Here is a 14501-nt window from a genome sequence, read left to right on the forward strand (position 1 = left end):
GAGGAGACTCCAATGCGCGTTACAGGATGGAGCCGGCAAGCCGGCACGATGATGGTGCTGCTGCTAGGGTTGCTGCTGTGGTCCGGGCTGGCGTGTGCCAAAGGTCCGGGCGGCACGGTGCTGGTGCTGGGTGACAGCCTCAGTGCTGCCCACAATATCCCGGCCGATGCCGGCTGGGTCAGCCTGCTGGACAAGCGGGTCAGGCAGCAGTCGAAAACCCCACCGCGCATTGTCAACGCCAGCATGAGCGGGGAAACCACCGCCGGCGCGCTGACCCGCCTGCCGGGCCTGTTGGCCAGGGAGGAACCCAGCGTGGTGGTGATCGCGCTGGGCGGCAACGATGCCCTGCGTGGGCTGACCCCGGTGCAGGTGCGTGGCAACCTGGAAAAAATGGTGCAGGCCAGCCAGAAGGCCGGTGCCAAGGTGCTGCTGCTGGGCATTGATGTGCCGCCCAACTACGGGCCGGGCTACCGCCAGCGTCTGGCCGCCGTCTACCGCGGCCTGGCCGACCAGTACAAAGTGCCACTGCTGCCGTTCCTCCTGGAAGGCGTGGCCCTGCAGCCGGGGCTGATGCAGGCCGACGGCCTGCACCCCACCGCGCAGGCGCAGCCGAAGGTGCTGGACAACGTCTGGCCACTGCTCAAACCGTTGCTGTGAATCTTTTTTCGGCGACTTGACGGAACTTCACATCGCGTCCACCGTCGATCGGGCATGTTTCACAAAGCTGAAGACAGAGGTACTCACATGCGTCAGACGAAGGAGACTTCCGGCTTGGTGCTGGTGGTCGAGGACAACCGCAACATCTCCGAAATGATCGGCGAATACCTGGAAGGCCGCGGCTTCGAGGTGGACTATGCGCAGGATGGCCTGGACGGCTACCGTCTGGCGGCTGAAAACAGCTACGACGTGGTCGTGCTGGACCTGATGCTGCCGCGCCTGGATGGCATCGAAGTGTGCCGCCGCCTGCGTAACGATGCACGCAAGTCCACGCCGGTGCTGATGCTGACCGCGCGCGACACGCTGGACGACAAGCTCACCGGCCTGGGCTTTGGCGCCGATGACTACCTGACCAAGCCGTTCGCGATCCAGGAACTGGAAGCCCGGTTGCGCGCGCTGATCCGCCGCGAGCGCCGCCAGGTGGGTTCGGAAGTGCTCAAGGTCGCCGACCTGGTGCTCGACCCGGTCAGCATGCGGGCCACCCGCGCCGGTACCGAACTGCAGCTGTCGCCGATTGGCCTGCGCCTGCTGACCATCCTGATGCGCGAATCGCCCCGCGTGGTCACCCGCCAGGAAATCGAGCGCGAGATCTGGGGCAACGGCCTGCCGGACTCGGACACGCTGCGCAGCCACCTGTACAACCTGCGCAAGATCATCGACAAGCCGTTCGACCGCCCGCTGCTGCATACCGTGCAGAGCGCCGGTTACCGCATCGCTGATATCGCCCAGCCGATGGCCTGATCGGTGCAGGCGCAGGCACAGACCCGCCCTGGCCAGGGCCCGGGGCAGGGGGCGCGTAGCCTGTTGCCAGTGTGGTCACCGTCCGTGCACGACCGTGGCACGTGGCGCTGCCTATAATCGCAGCGCTTCGACCGGGACCCCGCAATGCCGCACGGCCTGCCGCGCAAGATCCGCATCGTTTTCATCCTGCAGGCCGTGCTGGCCAGCCTGGGCATCCTGCTGGGTGCCTGGCTGGTGGCGCTGGTGATCAAGCACAGCCTGGTGGGCGCGGCCCTGCGCGAAGAGGCGGCCTACTACTGGACCCTGCACGCGGCCTCGCCGGTGCAGCCGCCGCCCAATACCCAGAACATCCGTGGCTACCTGCTGGAGCGCGGGCAGTCCAGCCTGTCGCTGCCGGCCAACCTGCGCACGCTGGAGCCGGGCTTCCACGAACTGCCTGGCGATGACCAGCTGGTGCTGGTGGACGCGCGGCCGGAAGGGCGCCTGTATCTCGTGTTCCTGCGCTCGCGCGCGGAAATGCTGGCGTTCTGGTTCGGCATCGTGCCGGTGCTGCTGACCCTGCTGGCCGTGTACGGTGCCAGCTGGGTGACCTACCGCGCCTCCAAACGCCTGGTTTCGCCGGTGAACTGGCTGGCCCGGCGCGTCTCCCGCTGGGACCCGGGGCACCCGGAAGCGGCCGACCTGGAGCCGGACAAGCTGCCGGCGGACATGCAGGGCGAGACTAGGCAGCTGGCCGCGGCCCTGCATTCGCTGGCCACCCGGGTCAGCGACCACGTGGCCCGCGAGCGCAACTTCACCCGTGATGCCAGCCACGAGCTGCGCACGCCGTTGACCGTCATCCGCGTGGCCAGTGACATGGCGCTGGCCGACGATGGACTGGAACCGCGCCTGCGCCGCAGCCTGCAGCGCATCCAGCGCGCCGGACGGGACATGGAAGCGGTGATCGATGCGTTCCTGATCCTGGCCCGCGAGGCCGACATCGAGCCGCAGATCGAACTGTTCGATGTGAACGATGTGGTGCGCTACGAAGTGGACAATGCGCGCGAACTGCTGGGCAGCCGCCCGGTCCAGATCGCCCTGCACAGTGCAGAACCGGTGCAGCTGCACGCGCCGCCGCGGGTGCTGCAGGTGGTGGTCAGCAATCTGGTGCGCAACGCCTGCAACTACACCGACGAAGGACGCATCGACGTGGATGTGCAGGCCGACCGGGTGGTGGTGCGCGATACCGGCATCGGCATGTCCGAAGAGGCGCTGGCGCGTGCGTTCGAGCCGTTCTACCGCGCCGAACCGGACCGGCCGCAGGGCACCGGCCTGGGCCTGTCGATCGTACGTCGACTGTGTGATCGCTTCGGCTGGAAGGTCGGCCTGGCAAGTGAACCGGGCAAGGGCACCGAAGCGACGGTCATCTTCCGCTGACCCCGGACCGGGGGGCGGACCGCCACGTAGTCGAGCATGGCTCGACTCTACACGGGCGCTATCCCGGGGTCGGATCCCGTTGCTACGCAACGGGCTCTGACCCCACGCCCGATCCCGGTAGATCCACGCCATGCGTGGATGGGGGCTCAGTTGCAGTTGACCTTCGGTGCCAGCGCCTTGGTCCAGATCGCATACCCGGCCCGGGTCATGTGCAGCATGTCCTCGCGGAACAGCTTCGCATCGGGCTGGCCATCGGCACCCAGCATGGGGGTGTAGATGTCGGTGTAGCCGGTGTTGGGCAGCTTCGCCAGCGCCGCCTTGATCTGTGCGTTGGCCTCGTTGATCGCCGGCAGCAGCTGCGCGCGCGACGGGCTGGGCTTGATCGACAGGTATTCCACCTTCGTCTTCGGCAGGTCGCGGTGTACGCGCTGTACGAACGCCACCACATCGTCGCGCACCTGGCTGACGCTGCGGCCGCTGTTCAGGTCATTGTCGCCGGCATACAGGAACACCTTGCATGGCGCATACGGCACCACAATCTGCCCGGCGTACCAGGTGCTGTCGCGCACTTCCGACCCCCCGAAGCCGCGGTTGAACACCGGCTGGGTGGGGAAGTCCTGGGCCAGGGTCTCCCACATGCGGATGGACGAGCTGCCGATGAATTCGATGCCACCGCGCGGCGGCGGCGAGGTGCGGTCGATCTGGGCGAAGGCGGCCATGTCGCCGGCCCAGGCCACGTTGGACACCTGCTCGGGCACGGACGGCGAGGCCGGCGGGCTGAGCGCCTGGGCCAGCGGTGCGGCAGTCAGCAGGCCCAGCATCAGCAGGCAGGTACGGCGACGGGTCATCAGGTTCTCCAGCGCAACTGTAAGGACGTTCATCATAGGAGCTGCGCCCAGCCGCTGCTTGTCCGTGTCAGGCGGCGCGGCGGCATGGCCGGGGTGCCTCGGCGCCCCTTGTGGCAAAATGGGCGCCATCTGTCCCTCCCTGTGCCTTCATGATCTCCTGCCGTGCGTCTGAGCGGTCGCTGCGCCGCGCCCCCATTGCTGGAACCCTTGCCCGTGGCTGACAACTTCGGCCACCTGCCCCGCGGCCCGCGCCGCATTTTCCAGGCCGCCCGCTGGTCCTGGCAGGGCCTGCGCGCCGCCTGGCTGCACGAATCCTCGTTCCGTCTGGAGGTCTACCTGCTGGTGCTGCTGGCGCCGTTGGCGCTGTGGCTGGGCCAGACGCCGGTGGAGCGCGCGCTGCTGATCGGCTCGATGCTGCTGGTGCTGGCCATGGAACTGGCCAACTCGGCCATTGAAGCGGTGATCGAGCGCTACGGCGCCGAGATCCACGAGCTGGCCGGCCGCGCCAAGGACATGGGCTCGGCGGCGGTGTTCGTGCTGATGATGAACGTACTGCTGTGCTGGGCACTGGTCGTTGTGCCGCACCTGCTGGCCGGCACCTACGGCTGAACCTCCCATTCCCCACTGCCTTGAAGAGTTTCCATGTCCTTTGAGTTCCTCGCCGACCCCAATGCCTGGGTGACCCTGTTCACTCTGAGCGCGCTGGAAATCGTGCTCGGCATCGACAACCTGGTGTTCATCTCCATCGCCGTCAGTAAGCTGCCGGAAGAGCGCCGTCCGTTCGCCCGCAAGCTCGGCATTGCCGTGGCCTGCATTACCCGCATCGCGCTGCTGGTGTCGCTGGCCTATCTGGCGCACATGTCGGCCAACCTGTTCAACGTGGCCGGCATGGGCATCTCCATCCGCGACCTGGTGCTGATCGTCGGTGGCCTGTTCCTGATCATCAAGGGCTACATGGAGATCAAGGAACTGATCACCGGTGGCGACGATGAAAATCCCGCCACCAGCAAGGCCTCGGGCGTGTTCGGCATGGTCATCCTGCAGATCGCGATCATCGACATCGTGTTCTCGCTGGACTCGGTCATCACCGCCGTCGGCATTGCCGACCACATTCCGGTGATGGTGGCCGCGATCCTGCTGTCGGTGCTGGTGATGCTGCTGGCCGCCAATCCGCTGGGCCGCTTCATCGACGCCAACCCGACGGTGAAGATGCTGGCGCTGGCCTTCATCCTGCTGATCGGTGCGGTGCTGATCCTGGACGGTCTGGACGTGCACGTGCCCAAGCCCTACATCTACGCCGCGATGGGCTTCTCGGTGCTGGTGGAGTGGCTGAACCTGCTGATGCGCCGCCGCGCACGCGATCACCACGTGCCGGGCGCCGGCGACTGGTAAGCGCGTTTTCTGGAACCCCCGGCCTGGCCGGGGGGGCTGCGTTCTGGGCATCTGTGAACCGGGGTCAACACTGTTTCCCCGCTACGGGGCTTAATCCGGCGGGGCAAAGCGCGCACCCTGTGCGCTTCTTTTCACAGGCCTGCCCCACGCAGGAAACGCCCATGAACTCCAGAGCCGCTCTATTGGCCCTTGCCGTCGGCGCCTTCGCCATCGGCACCACTGAATTCGCCCCCATGGGCCTGTTGCCGGTCATCGCCGACGGCGTGGGCGTGGGCATTCCTACCGCCGGCATGCTGATCACCGCCTACGCGGTGGGGGTGATGCTGGGCGCGCCGGTGATGACCCTGCTGATGGGGCGGTTCGGCAAGCGCACCGCGCTGATGCTGCTGATGTCGATCTTCGTGGTCGGCAACCTGCTGTCGGCGCTTGCCCCGAACTATGGCCTGCTGCTGCTGTCGCGGCTGGTCACCAGCCTCAACCACGGCGCCTTCTTCGGCATCGGCGCGGTGGTGGCCGCCAGCCTGGTGCCGAAGGACAAGCAGGCGGCGGCGGTGGCGACCATGTTCATGGGCTTGACCATCGCCAACATCGGCGGCGTGCCGCTGGCCACCTGGGCTGGGCAGCAGCTGGGCTGGCGCCTGTCCTTTGCCGGTACGGCGGTGCTGGGCGTGGTGGCGATCACCGCGCTGGGCCTGGCCCTGCCGGCCTCGGCGCCGGGCCCGCGCCCGGACGTGCGGCGTGAACTGAAGGCGATCCTGCAGCCGCAGGTGCTGCTGGCCATGGCCACCACGGTGCTGGGCGCCGGTGCGATGTTCACCCTGTACACCTACGTGGCGCCGGTGCTGACCGAGCTGACCGGTGCGTCCAATGCGTTCATCGCGGTGTCGCTGGCGCTGGTGGGCATCGGCTTCACCGTGGGCAATGGGATTGGCGGGCGCCTGGCCGACTGGTCGCTGGACGGTGCCACGCGCATCCTGCTGGCCGTGCTGGCGCTGTTGATGCTGGTGCTGCCGCTGGCGTTCATGAGCCACGCCACCGCTGCGGTGGGGCTGCTGTTGTTCGGTGCGGCCACCTTCGCCATCGTGCCGCCGTTGCAGATCCGGGTGATGCAGGCGGCGACCGAGGCGCCGGGCCTGGCCTCGTCGATCAACGTGGGCGCGTTCAACCTGGGCAATGCGCTGGGTGCCGCGCTGGGCGGGGCGGTGATCAGCCTGGGCCTGGGCTATGCGGCCATTCCGGTGGCCGGTGGCCTGCTGGCGGCCGCAGCGCTGGTGCTGGCGTGGTGGGGGCGGGTGCGCGCCCCGGCCGCCGAAGCCTGCTCAGGGGGGGGGCTGCACCCCGTAGAGTCGAGCCATGCTCGACTGAAGCAACGTCAAAAGCTGGCATTCTGTGGGATGGCGGGGTGGGTCCGGTGTCAGGGGACGGCGCAAGTACGTCCATGTAGCCTCGGTCGCGCCATCCATGGCGCTCACGCCCCTGCCACCGGACCCACCCCGCCTTCGACAGTTTCCCGCGGTCTGTCGGAACGGCATCCCGCTCTGGCAGGTGTGTCGACCTTGGTCGACACGAATGCCTGAAGCATGGGCTCTTGCTCTTGCTCTTTTTTTGATCTTCCCGCGGTGCGCAGGAAACCGTACGAGGCCGGGCGGGTGGGCGTGGCGGGGGTATCCGCGCCATGGATGGCGCGGCTAAGCCTACAAGGATGTATGCACGGCGTCCCCCGCCATGCCCACCCGCCCGGACTACCCCGACGATCGATGAGCGCCACCACCGCGGAGGGGGCACCGCCCGATGGCCGATCTTTCACCGCGTCCGTGGCATGCTCGGCACATCGTCCACCCGGAATCGCCACCATGCGCCTGCTCACCCGTGTCCTGCCCCTGCTGCTGGCCAGCCTGCTCTCCGGCTGCGGCTACAACACCATCCAGCAGAAGGACGAGGCCGTGAAAGCCAGCTGGTCCGAAGTACTGAACCAGTACAAGCGCCGCGCCGATCTGGTGCCCAACCTGGTGCAGACCGTGAAGGGCTTCGCCAGCCAGGAAGAGCGCGTGCTGACCGAAGTGACCAACGCCCGCTCGCGGGTCGGCCAGATCAACGTCAACGCCGACGACGAAGCCTCGCTCAAGCAGTTCCAGCAGGCACAGGGCGAGCTGGGCAGTGCACTGTCGCGGCTGCTGGTGGTGACCGAGAACTACCCGGTGCTGAAGTCCGACGCCAACTTCCGCGACCTGCAGGCGCAGCTGGAAGGCACCGAAAACCGCATCACCGTGGCCCGTGGCCGCTACATCCAGCAGGTGCAGGACTACAACACCTACATCCGCTCGTTCCCGCAGCTGATCACTGCCAAGATCTTCGGCTACCAGCCCAAGCCGAACTTCAGCGTGGAAAACGAAGCGCAGATTTCCAACGCGCCGGCGGTCGATTTCGGCAACGCGCCGCAGCAGCCGCCGGCAGCGCAGCCGGCGAACTGATCCATGCGCCTGCTCACCGCGCTGCTGGCCCTGCTGCTGTGGCTGCCGCTGGCCGCGCAGGCGCAGCAGCTGGCGCCGATTCCTGCGCTGGATTCGCCGGTGGTCGACACCACCGGCACGCTGGATGCCACGCAGAAGCAGGCACTGGTGCAGCAGGCGCTGGCGCTGCAGCAGCGCAAGGGCAGCCAGCTGCAGGTGCTGGTGGTGCCCAGCACGCAGCCCGAGGACATCGCGCAGTACACCACCCGTGTGTTCGATCAATGGCAGATCGGCCGCAAGGGCGTGGATGACGGGGTGCTGCTGGTGGTGGCCAAGGATGATCGACGGGTACGCATCGAACCGGGTTATGGGCTGGAGGGGGCCATTCCCGATGCCATTGCCAACCGGGTCATCCAGGAATACCTGGTGCCGCGTTTCCGTGCCGGCGACTACGCCGGCGGCATTACCGAAGCGACCGCGGTGCTGGTCACGCTGATCGATGGCGAGGCGCTGCCGGCCCCGGTCAGCAGCCAACGCGGGACTGACAGCGGCGATGGTGGCGATACGTGGGCGCTGGCGCTGTTCATCGGCGTGTTCGCTGGCAGCATCCTGCGCGGGGTGTTTTCGCGGGTGCCGCGGCCGCTGCGCGGCCTGCTGGGTGGTGGCGGTGCCGCGCTGGCGGCCTTCCTGTTCACTTCCACGCTGTTGGCCAGCGGTCTGGCCGGCATCGTCGGCCTGATCGTGGCCATGCTCTCGGGCCATCCGGGCCGCTTCGCTGGCGGCGGCGGTTGGGGTGGGGGCAGTTGGGGCGGCGGTGGTGGCGGTGGTTTCGGCGGTGGTGGCGGCAGCTGGGGCGGCGGCGGTGGCCGTTCCGGTGGCGGCGGCGCTTCGGGGGGCTGGTGATGATCAGGCGTATCGGGCGGCACCTGTTTTCCCCGTCACTGCGGCGGGCCTTCCCGCCGGCGGCACTGCAGGCCATTACCGAGGCCATCGCCAGTGGCGAAGAGCGCCACGGCGGCCAGGTCATGTTCGCGGTGGAAGCCGATCTGCCCCTGCGCGCGCTGTGGCGGCAAGTCACCCCGCGCCAAGCGGCCGAACAGGCCTTCGCCCAGCTGCGCACCTGGGATACCGCGCACAACAACGGCGTGCTGATCTACCTGCTGCTGGCCGACCATGCCATCGAAATCGTGGCCGATCGCGGCCTGCACGGCCGGGTCAGCCCTGCGCAATGGCAGCGTATCTGCACCCATCTGCGCGAAGGCCTGCGCGGCAGCGAGCCGGTGCAGGCCCTGCGCGATGCCATCGACGAGGTCTCCGGACTGCTGGCCGGGCACTTTCCGCCCGGTTCGGGGTCCGACGATGACGGGCTGCCCAACACCCCGCAGCTGCTTGGTTGAGCCGCGGCGGCGCTGGCCCGAGAATAGGCGTTCAACCGCAAGGCACCTTTCATGATCTATTTCCACGATATCGACCCCATTGCCCTTTCGCTGGGGCCGATCAAGGTGCACTGGTACGGCATCATGTACCTGCTGGGCTTCACGGCAGCCTGGCTGCTGGGCCGCAAGCGCATCGCGCAGGGTCGCCTGCCGGGCGTCGATGCCAATGGTTTTTCCGACCTGCTGTTCTACGCCATGCTGGGCGTGGTGCTGGGCGGGCGCATCGGCTACATGCTGTTCTACGCGCTGGGCGATTTCCTGGCCAACCCGGTGCTGCTGTTCAAGGTCTGGGATGGTGGCATGAGCTTCCACGGCGGCCTGCTGGGCGTGGTGGTGGCGTGCTGGTGGTGGTCGCGCAAGCAGCGCCTGCACCTGTTCGACACGGTCGACTTCATGGCGCCGCTGGTGCCGATCGGCCTGGCACTGGGGCGGGTGGGCAACTTCATCGGCGCAGAGCTGTGGGGCAAGTACACCGACGGTACCTGGGGCGTGGTGTTCCCGTCCGGGCTGCCGGCCCCGCTGAACCAGCTGGATGCGGCCACGCTGAAGGCACAGTTCGCCACCGGTGCGCTGAACCCCTACGCCCGCCATCCTTCGCAGCTGTATGAAGCGGCGCTGGAAGGCCTGGTGATGTTCACCGTGCTGTGGCTGGTGTCGGCCAAGCCGCGCCACCGCTATCTGGTGTCGGGCCTGTTCGCGCTGATGTACGGGATCTTCCGCTTCGGCCTGGAGTTCGTGCGCATGCCTGACAACGGGGTCTACATCGCCTTCGGTTGGCTGACCAAGGGCCAGCTGCTCAGCCTGCCGCTGGTGGCGCTGGGCCTGGTGCTGCTGGCACTGTCGCGCCGCGCGCCGGTGCTGCAGCCGCAGCCGCTGGTGGCGGCGGAGGGCAAGGCATGAAGGCCTACCTGGACCTGCTTTCGCATGTACTGGAACACGGCGCCGAGAAGAGCGATCGCACCGGCACCGGCACCCGCAGCGTGTTCGGCTGGCAGATGCGCTTCGATCTGAACGAAGGCTTCCCGCTGGTCACCACCAAGAAGCTGCACCTGCGCTCGATCATCCACGAGCTGCTGTGGTTCCTGAAGGGCGACACCAACATCGGCTACCTGAAGGACAACCAGGTGCGGATCTGGGACGAGTGGGCCGACGCCAATGGCGATCTCGGCCCGGTCTACGGCAAGCAGTGGCGCAGCTGGGCCACTGCCGATGGCCGCGAGATCGACCAGATGCAGTGGCTGGTGGACGAGATCAAGCGCAACCCCGATTCGCGCCGGCTGGTGGTCAGCGCCTGGAACGTGGGCGAGCTTTCGCAGATGGCGCTGATGCCGTGCCACAACCTGTTCCAGTTCTACGTGGTGGACGGCAAGCTGAGCTGCCAGCTGTACCAGCGCAGCGGCGACATCTTCCTGGGCGTGCCGTTCAACATCGCCAGCTACGCGCTGCTGACCCACATGGTGGCGCAGGCCACGGGTCTGGGCGTGGGCGACTTCGTGCATACCCTGGGCGATGCCCATCTGTATTCGAACCACTACGCGCAGGCCCGTGAACAGCTGACGCGTGAACCGCGCGCGCTGCCCAAGCTGTGGCTGAACCCCGAGGTGACCGATCTGTTCGGTTTCCAGTTTGACGACATCCGCATCGACGGCTACGACCCCCACCCGGCCATCAAGGCGCCGGTGGCGGTGTGAGTGCGATGAAACTTTCGATGGTCGTAGCGCTGGACCGCAATCGTGGCATCGGCCAGGGCAATGCCATGCCCTGGCACCTGCCTGACGACTTCAAGCACTTCAAGGCGCTCACCCTGGGCAAGCCGATCCTGATGGGTCGCAAGACCGCCGAATCGATCGGCCGGGTGCTGCCGGGGCGGTCCAACCTGGTGCTGACCCGCAGCGGCCAGGTGCCGTTCGAGGGCATGCGCGCGGTGGCGTCACTGGACGAAGCCACGGCCATTGCCGAAGGCGAGGGCGCCAGCGAGCTGTGCATCATTGGCGGTGGCGAAATCTTCCGCCAACTGCTGGACCAGGCCAGCGATCTGTACCTGACCTGGGTGGACGCCGAGGTGCCAGCCGACACGCATTTCCCCGAGGTCGACCCGGCGGTCTGGCAGGAAACCAGCAGCGAGCCGCATTCGGCCGATGCGCGCCACGCCTACGCGTTCCGCTTCGCCCACTACACGCGCCGCTGACCCCGGGTAGAGTCGACCGTTGGTCGACTGCCCCGGTCCGTAGAGTCGAGCCATGCTCGACTGCGGCAAAGCAACGGCAGTCGAGCATGGCTCGACGCTACAGAACGGCGTTGAACGTATCAGCCCTGCGGCGGTGCGCTGTTGCCACCACCACCACCACCACCACGACGGCGGCGGCGACGTGGGCCGCGGTTGCCGGGAGCGGCCGGCTGGCCGTTACCGCCTTCCTTGCTCGGCACCGCTGGCGCACGCGGCTGCGGCGGGCGCGCCGGCGGCCGTGCGTTGGCGACTGGCGCCGGCACATCACGGCCCGGCACCTGCACCACGCGCAGTTCGTCGGTATCCAGCTGCAGGGCGGTCAGCTTGCCGCCCCACACCGCACCGGTGTCGATGGCGTGCACGCCTTGGGTGATGGTCAGGCCCAGCGCCGACCAGTGGCCGCACACGACCTTCAGGTCACGCTCGACCCGGCCGGGGACTTCGAACCAGGGATACAGCCCCTGTTCCTGGGTGCCGGGCGTGCCCTTGTCTTCAATGCCGATGCGCCCGCGCGGGGTGCAGTAGCGCATGCGGGTGAGCACGTTGATGATCGCGCGCGAGCGGTCATAGCCGGCCAGGTTCGGTGCCCAGCTGGGCTTGTCGCCGTACATGTTGCGGAACAGCTTGCGGTAGCCGGCACCGTGCAGCTGCACTTCCACTTCGGCGGCGTGCTTCTCGGCCATCTGCGTGGTCCATTTCGGCGCCAGGCCGGCATGCACCATCATCCAGCCCAGCTCGCGGTCCACGTGCACCAGCTTCTGCAGGCGCAGCCACTCCAGCAGCTCGTCGCGGTCTTCGGCCTGCACGATGCGCAGCAGGTCCGGGTTGACCTTGCGCTGTTCCTCTTCGGTGCGGGCGCCCACGGCCAGCAGCGAAAGATCATGGTTGCCCAGCACCACCACGCTGTGTTCGCGCAGCGAATGCACCAGGCGCAGGGTTTCCAGCGACTGCCCGCCGCGGTTGACCAGGTCGCCGCAGAACCACAGGGTGTCCTGCGCCGGGTCGAAGCGGATCTTTTCCAGCAGGCGCTGGGTCACGTCGTAGCAGCCCTGCAGGTCGCCGATCGCCCACACACTCATCGTCCGGCCTCCGTGTCAGTGCAGGGTACGCGGGATGGCCAGCACGAAAGGTGCGACCGGCGCGGCAAATTCAGTGCCATCGTCGGCAACCATGTCGTAGTGGCCCTGCATGGTCCCGTGGTCGGTGCCCAGCATGACACCCGAGGTGTAGTGGAAGTCTTCACCGGGCCGCAGGCGCGGCTGTTCGCCGATCACGCCATCGCCATCGACATGCTCGACGCGACCGTTTGCGTCGGTGATGCGCCAGTGGCGCGCGACCAGGCGGGCGGCCACGCGGCCGCGGTTGCGGATGCGGATCGTGTAGGCGAACGCATAGCGCCCGTCTTCCGGCGCGGATTGGTCGTCGAGGAAGCGCGGGGCAACTTCAACGGAGATGGCGTAAACGTCAGCGTCTTCCATACCGGCAGTGTAATCAGGTGGCATTGGCCAAAGCGATGAATTCAGCCACATCCAGCTGTTCGGCACGGGCATCGGGGCGCACACCGGCAGCGGTGAACTGTTCGGCGGTCACCACCTTGTTCAACGCGTTGCGCAGGGTCTTGCGGCGCTGGCCAAAGGCGGCCTTGACGACTTCTGCAAAGCGCGCGTGATCGTGGATGGCGATCGTGGCCGGATCGCGCGGCACCAGCCGCACCACGGCCGAATCGACCTTCGGCGGCGGCCGGAACGCACCCGGCGGCACCACGAACAGCGAGGTGACCTGGCAGTACGCCTGCAGCATCACGCTCAGGCGGCCGTAGACCTTGCTGCCCGGGCCGGCGGCCATGCGGTCGACCACTTCCTTCTGCAGCATGAAATGCATGTCGCGGATGACCGTGGCATGTTCCAGCGCATGGAACAGGATGGGCGAGGAGATGTTGTAGGGCAGGTTGCCGACCAGGCGGATCGGCTGGTCGGCGGCCAGTTCGGTGAAATCCACGCGCAGCACGTCGCGGTGGACGATGGTCAGCTCGCCCAGCGGTTCGGCGGCCGCGGTAAGCGGCGCGATCAGGTCGCGGTCGAATTCGATCACGGTCAGCTTCGGGTGGACACGCAGCAGCGGCAGGGTGATCGCGCCCTGGCCCGGGCCGATCTCGACCAGGCGGTCACCATCCTTGGGGTTGACCGCCATCACGATCTTGTCGATGTAGTGGCGGTCGGCCAGGAAATGCTGCCCAAGCTGCTTCTTGGCCGGGGCGGTGAACACCGGGCCGGAGGGGGAATGCGGGGAATTCATGCGCTCAGTGTACGTTGCCGGGCCAATTGCGCACACAGGGCAGTGGCAGCCTGCAGGCTGGAAGGATCGGCAATGCCGCGTCCGGCCAGGTCCAGTGCCGTGCCATGGTCGACCGCCACGCGCGGGTAGGGCAGGCCCAGGGTCAGGTTCACGGCCTGTTCGAAGCCCGAATACTTCAGCACCGGCAGGCCCTGGTCGTGGTACATGGCCAGCACGGTGTCGAACCCGGCCAGCTTGGCCGGCAGGAAGGCGGTGTCGGCCGGCAGTGGTCCGACCAGATCCATGCCTTCGGCGCGCAGGCGCTGCAGCAGCGGAATGACCAGGTCCAGTTCCTCGCGGCCCAGGTGGCCGTCTTCGCCGGCATGCGGGTTCAGGCCCAGCACGGCGATGCGCGGTGCGCCCAGGCCGAATTCGCGGCGCAACGCAGCATGCACGGTGCGCAGGGTGTGCTCCAGGCCGGGCGCGGTGATCGCATCGGCCACCTCGCGCAGTGGCAGATGGGTGGTGGCCAGGGCCACGCGCACGATGTGGTTGGCCAGCATCATCACCACCTTCACCCCGGCCTGGTCGGCCAGCAGTTCGGTGGTGCCGCTGTAGGCGATGCCGCCTTCGTTGATGACGGCCTTGTGCACCGGGCCGGTGACCACGCCGTGCAGTTCACCGGACAGGCAGGCCTGGCCGGCGCCGAGCAGGGCACCGATGACGGCACTGGCATTGGCCGGATCGGCCTGGCCGAAGCGGCTGGGCACGGCATTGGCCACCGCGCGCAGGCGCAGATCGCCGGGCAGCCGTGCTTGCGCCGCTTCCGGCAGCAGTTGCAGGGGCAGGTTCAGCGCGGCAGCGGCCGCGCGCAGGGTGTCCGGGTCGGCGAAGGCCAGCAGCCGGCAATCATCGCGCGGCTGCTGTACCAGGCGGACACACAGTTCCGGACCGATCCCGGCGGGCTCGCCCGGTACCAGCGCGAGCTCGGGGCGCATGG

16 protein-coding genes and 1 pseudogene are annotated in these 14501 nt (G+C 67.7%); 12 read left to right on the plus strand and 5 right to left on the minus strand.

Annotation, left to right across the window (positions count from 1 at the left end; translation table 11 throughout):
- Nucleotides 1–12 precede the first annotated feature (12 nt).
- The 3 genes from RTY46_RS03295 (at nt 13) to RTY46_RS03305 (ending at nt 2874) form a co-directional block, all read left to right on the plus strand.
- Nucleotides 13–657, plus strand: coding sequence for an arylesterase (locus tag RTY46_RS03295; protein ID WP_312706656.1), 645 nt, complete (start codon nt 13–15; stop codon nt 655–657).
- An 87-nt stretch (nt 658–744) separates the two neighbouring features.
- A complete protein-coding gene (locus tag RTY46_RS03300) occupies nt 745–1458 on the plus strand; it encodes a response regulator transcription factor (protein ID WP_002811889.1) in 714 nt (237 codons plus the stop codon).
- A 144-nt stretch (nt 1459–1602) separates the two neighbouring features.
- Complete coding sequence (locus RTY46_RS03305; protein ID WP_312706657.1) at nt 1603–2874, plus strand: HAMP domain-containing sensor histidine kinase; 1272 nt, start codon at nt 1603–1605, stop codon at nt 2872–2874.
- Nucleotides 2875–3020: 146 nt separating this feature from the next.
- Here RTY46_RS03305 and RTY46_RS03310 read toward each other — a convergent pair whose 3' ends face one another.
- Nucleotides 3021–3722, minus strand: coding sequence for an SGNH/GDSL hydrolase family protein (locus tag RTY46_RS03310; protein WP_312706658.1), 702 nt, complete (start codon nt 3720–3722; stop codon nt 3021–3023).
- A gap of 213 nt (nt 3723–3935) precedes the next feature.
- Between RTY46_RS03310 and RTY46_RS03315 the strand changes: the two genes are divergently transcribed.
- The 9 genes and pseudogenes from RTY46_RS03315 to RTY46_RS03355 all read left to right on the plus strand — a co-directional run bounded on the left by RTY46_RS03315 (nt 3936) and on the right by RTY46_RS03355 (nt 11188).
- The gene (locus RTY46_RS03315) at nt 3936–4331 is read left to right on the plus strand and encodes a diacylglycerol kinase (protein WP_312706659.1); all 396 of its coding nucleotides are present in this window, start codon (nt 3936–3938) and stop codon (nt 4329–4331) included.
- 33 nt (nt 4332–4364) lie between these two features.
- Nucleotides 4365–5114 carry a TerC family protein gene (locus tag RTY46_RS03320; RefSeq protein WP_312706660.1) on the plus strand — a complete coding sequence of 250 codons (750 nt, stop codon included), beginning with the start codon at nt 4365–4367 and terminating at the stop codon, nt 5112–5114.
- 161 nt (nt 5115–5275) lie between these two features.
- Nucleotides 5276–6433 (plus strand): annotated as a pseudogene (locus tag RTY46_RS03325) (MFS transporter); the annotation flags it as partial.
- Between the two features lie 534 nt (nt 6434–6967).
- Complete coding sequence (locus RTY46_RS03330; RefSeq protein ID WP_312706661.1) at nt 6968–7585, plus strand: LemA family protein; 618 nt, start codon at nt 6968–6970, stop codon at nt 7583–7585.
- Nucleotides 7586–7588: 3 nt separating this feature from the next.
- Entirely contained in the window at nt 7589–8467 is an 879-nt protein-coding gene (locus RTY46_RS03335) for a TPM domain-containing protein (RefSeq protein ID WP_312706662.1), read from the plus strand.
- Nucleotides 8467–8961 (plus strand): TPM domain-containing protein, encoded by a 495-nt coding sequence (locus RTY46_RS03340; RefSeq protein WP_312706663.1) that lies wholly within the window; start codon nt 8467–8469, stop codon nt 8959–8961. Before RTY46_RS03335 ends, RTY46_RS03340 begins: the two co-directional genes overlap by 1 nt.
- Nucleotides 8962–9012: 51 nt before the next feature.
- Entirely contained in the window at nt 9013–9900 is an 888-nt protein-coding gene (gene lgt, locus RTY46_RS03345; RefSeq protein ID WP_312706664.1) for a prolipoprotein diacylglyceryl transferase, read from the plus strand.
- Complete coding sequence (locus tag RTY46_RS03350) at nt 9897–10691, plus strand: thymidylate synthase (RefSeq protein WP_312706665.1); 795 nt, start codon at nt 9897–9899, stop codon at nt 10689–10691. The genes lgt and RTY46_RS03350 overlap by 4 nt, the downstream gene beginning before the upstream one ends.
- 5 nt (nt 10692–10696) lie before the next feature.
- Complete coding sequence (locus RTY46_RS03355; RefSeq protein WP_312706666.1) at nt 10697–11188, plus strand: dihydrofolate reductase; 492 nt, start codon at nt 10697–10699, stop codon at nt 11186–11188.
- 119 nt (nt 11189–11307) lie between these two features.
- Here the strand turns inward: RTY46_RS03355 and RTY46_RS03360 are convergent, their stop codons facing one another.
- Genes RTY46_RS03360 through pdxA form a run of 4 tightly spaced genes read right to left on the minus strand, consistent with a single transcriptional unit; the run spans nt 11308 to nt 14499 of the window.
- On the minus strand, nt 11308–12306 hold the full coding sequence (locus RTY46_RS03360) for a symmetrical bis(5'-nucleosyl)-tetraphosphatase (RefSeq protein WP_312706667.1): 999 nt from the start codon (nt 12304–12306) through the stop codon (nt 11308–11310).
- 15 nt (nt 12307–12321) lie between these two features.
- Entirely contained in the window at nt 12322–12705 is a 384-nt protein-coding gene (gene apaG, locus RTY46_RS03365; RefSeq protein WP_108748588.1) for a Co2+/Mg2+ efflux protein ApaG, read from the minus strand.
- A 13-nt stretch (nt 12706–12718) separates the two neighbouring features.
- Complete coding sequence (rsmA, locus tag RTY46_RS03370; protein WP_312706668.1) at nt 12719–13522, minus strand: 16S rRNA (adenine(1518)-N(6)/adenine(1519)-N(6))-dimethyltransferase RsmA; 804 nt, start codon at nt 13520–13522, stop codon at nt 12719–12721.
- Nucleotides 13519–14499, minus strand: coding sequence for a 4-hydroxythreonine-4-phosphate dehydrogenase PdxA (pdxA, locus tag RTY46_RS03375; RefSeq protein WP_312706669.1), 981 nt, complete (start codon nt 14497–14499; stop codon nt 13519–13521). Before pdxA ends, rsmA begins: the two co-directional genes overlap by 4 nt.
- Between the last annotated feature and the right edge of the window lie 2 nt (nt 14500–14501).

This window comes from Stenotrophomonas sp., assembly GCF_032056425.1.
Classification (GTDB): Bacteria; Pseudomonadota; Gammaproteobacteria; order Xanthomonadales; family Xanthomonadaceae; genus Stenotrophomonas.

Bases quoted from the DNA above. Each gene is read 5' to 3' on its own strand.
- RTY46_RS03295 (WP_312706656.1), top strand. From the start codon at position 13: ATGCGCGTTACAGGATGGAGCCGGCAAGCCGGCACGATGATGGTGCTG.
- RTY46_RS03300 (WP_002811889.1), top strand. From the start codon at position 745: ATGCGTCAGACGAAGGAGACTTCCGGCTTGGTGCTGGTGGTCGAGGAC.
- RTY46_RS03305 (WP_312706657.1), top strand. From the start codon at position 1,603: ATGCCGCACGGCCTGCCGCGCAAGATCCGCATCGTTTTCATCCTGCAG.
- RTY46_RS03310 (WP_312706658.1), bottom strand. From the start codon at position 3,722: ATGACCCGTCGCCGTACCTGCCTGCTGATGCTGGGCCTGCTGACTGCC.
- RTY46_RS03320 (WP_312706660.1), top strand. From the start codon at position 4,365: ATGTCCTTTGAGTTCCTCGCCGACCCCAATGCCTGGGTGACCCTGTTC.
- RTY46_RS03330 (WP_312706661.1), top strand. From the start codon at position 6,968: ATGCGCCTGCTCACCCGTGTCCTGCCCCTGCTGCTGGCCAGCCTGCTC.
- RTY46_RS03335 (WP_312706662.1), top strand. From the start codon at position 7,589: ATGCGCCTGCTCACCGCGCTGCTGGCCCTGCTGCTGTGGCTGCCGCTG.
- RTY46_RS03340 (WP_312706663.1), top strand. From the start codon at position 8,467: ATGATCAGGCGTATCGGGCGGCACCTGTTTTCCCCGTCACTGCGGCGG.
- lgt (WP_312706664.1), top strand. From the start codon at position 9,013: ATGATCTATTTCCACGATATCGACCCCATTGCCCTTTCGCTGGGGCCG.
- RTY46_RS03350 (WP_312706665.1), top strand. From the start codon at position 9,897: ATGAAGGCCTACCTGGACCTGCTTTCGCATGTACTGGAACACGGCGCC.
- RTY46_RS03355 (WP_312706666.1), top strand. From the start codon at position 10,697: ATGAAACTTTCGATGGTCGTAGCGCTGGACCGCAATCGTGGCATCGGC.
- RTY46_RS03360 (WP_312706667.1), bottom strand. From the start codon at position 12,306: ATGAGTGTGTGGGCGATCGGCGACCTGCAGGGCTGCTACGACGTGACC.
- apaG (WP_108748588.1), bottom strand. From the start codon at position 12,705: ATGGAAGACGCTGACGTTTACGCCATCTCCGTTGAAGTTGCCCCGCGC.
- rsmA (WP_312706668.1), bottom strand. From the start codon at position 13,522: ATGAATTCCCCGCATTCCCCCTCCGGCCCGGTGTTCACCGCCCCGGCC.
- pdxA (WP_312706669.1), bottom strand. From the start codon at position 14,499: ATGCGCCCCGAGCTCGCGCTGGTACCGGGCGAGCCCGCCGGGATCGGT.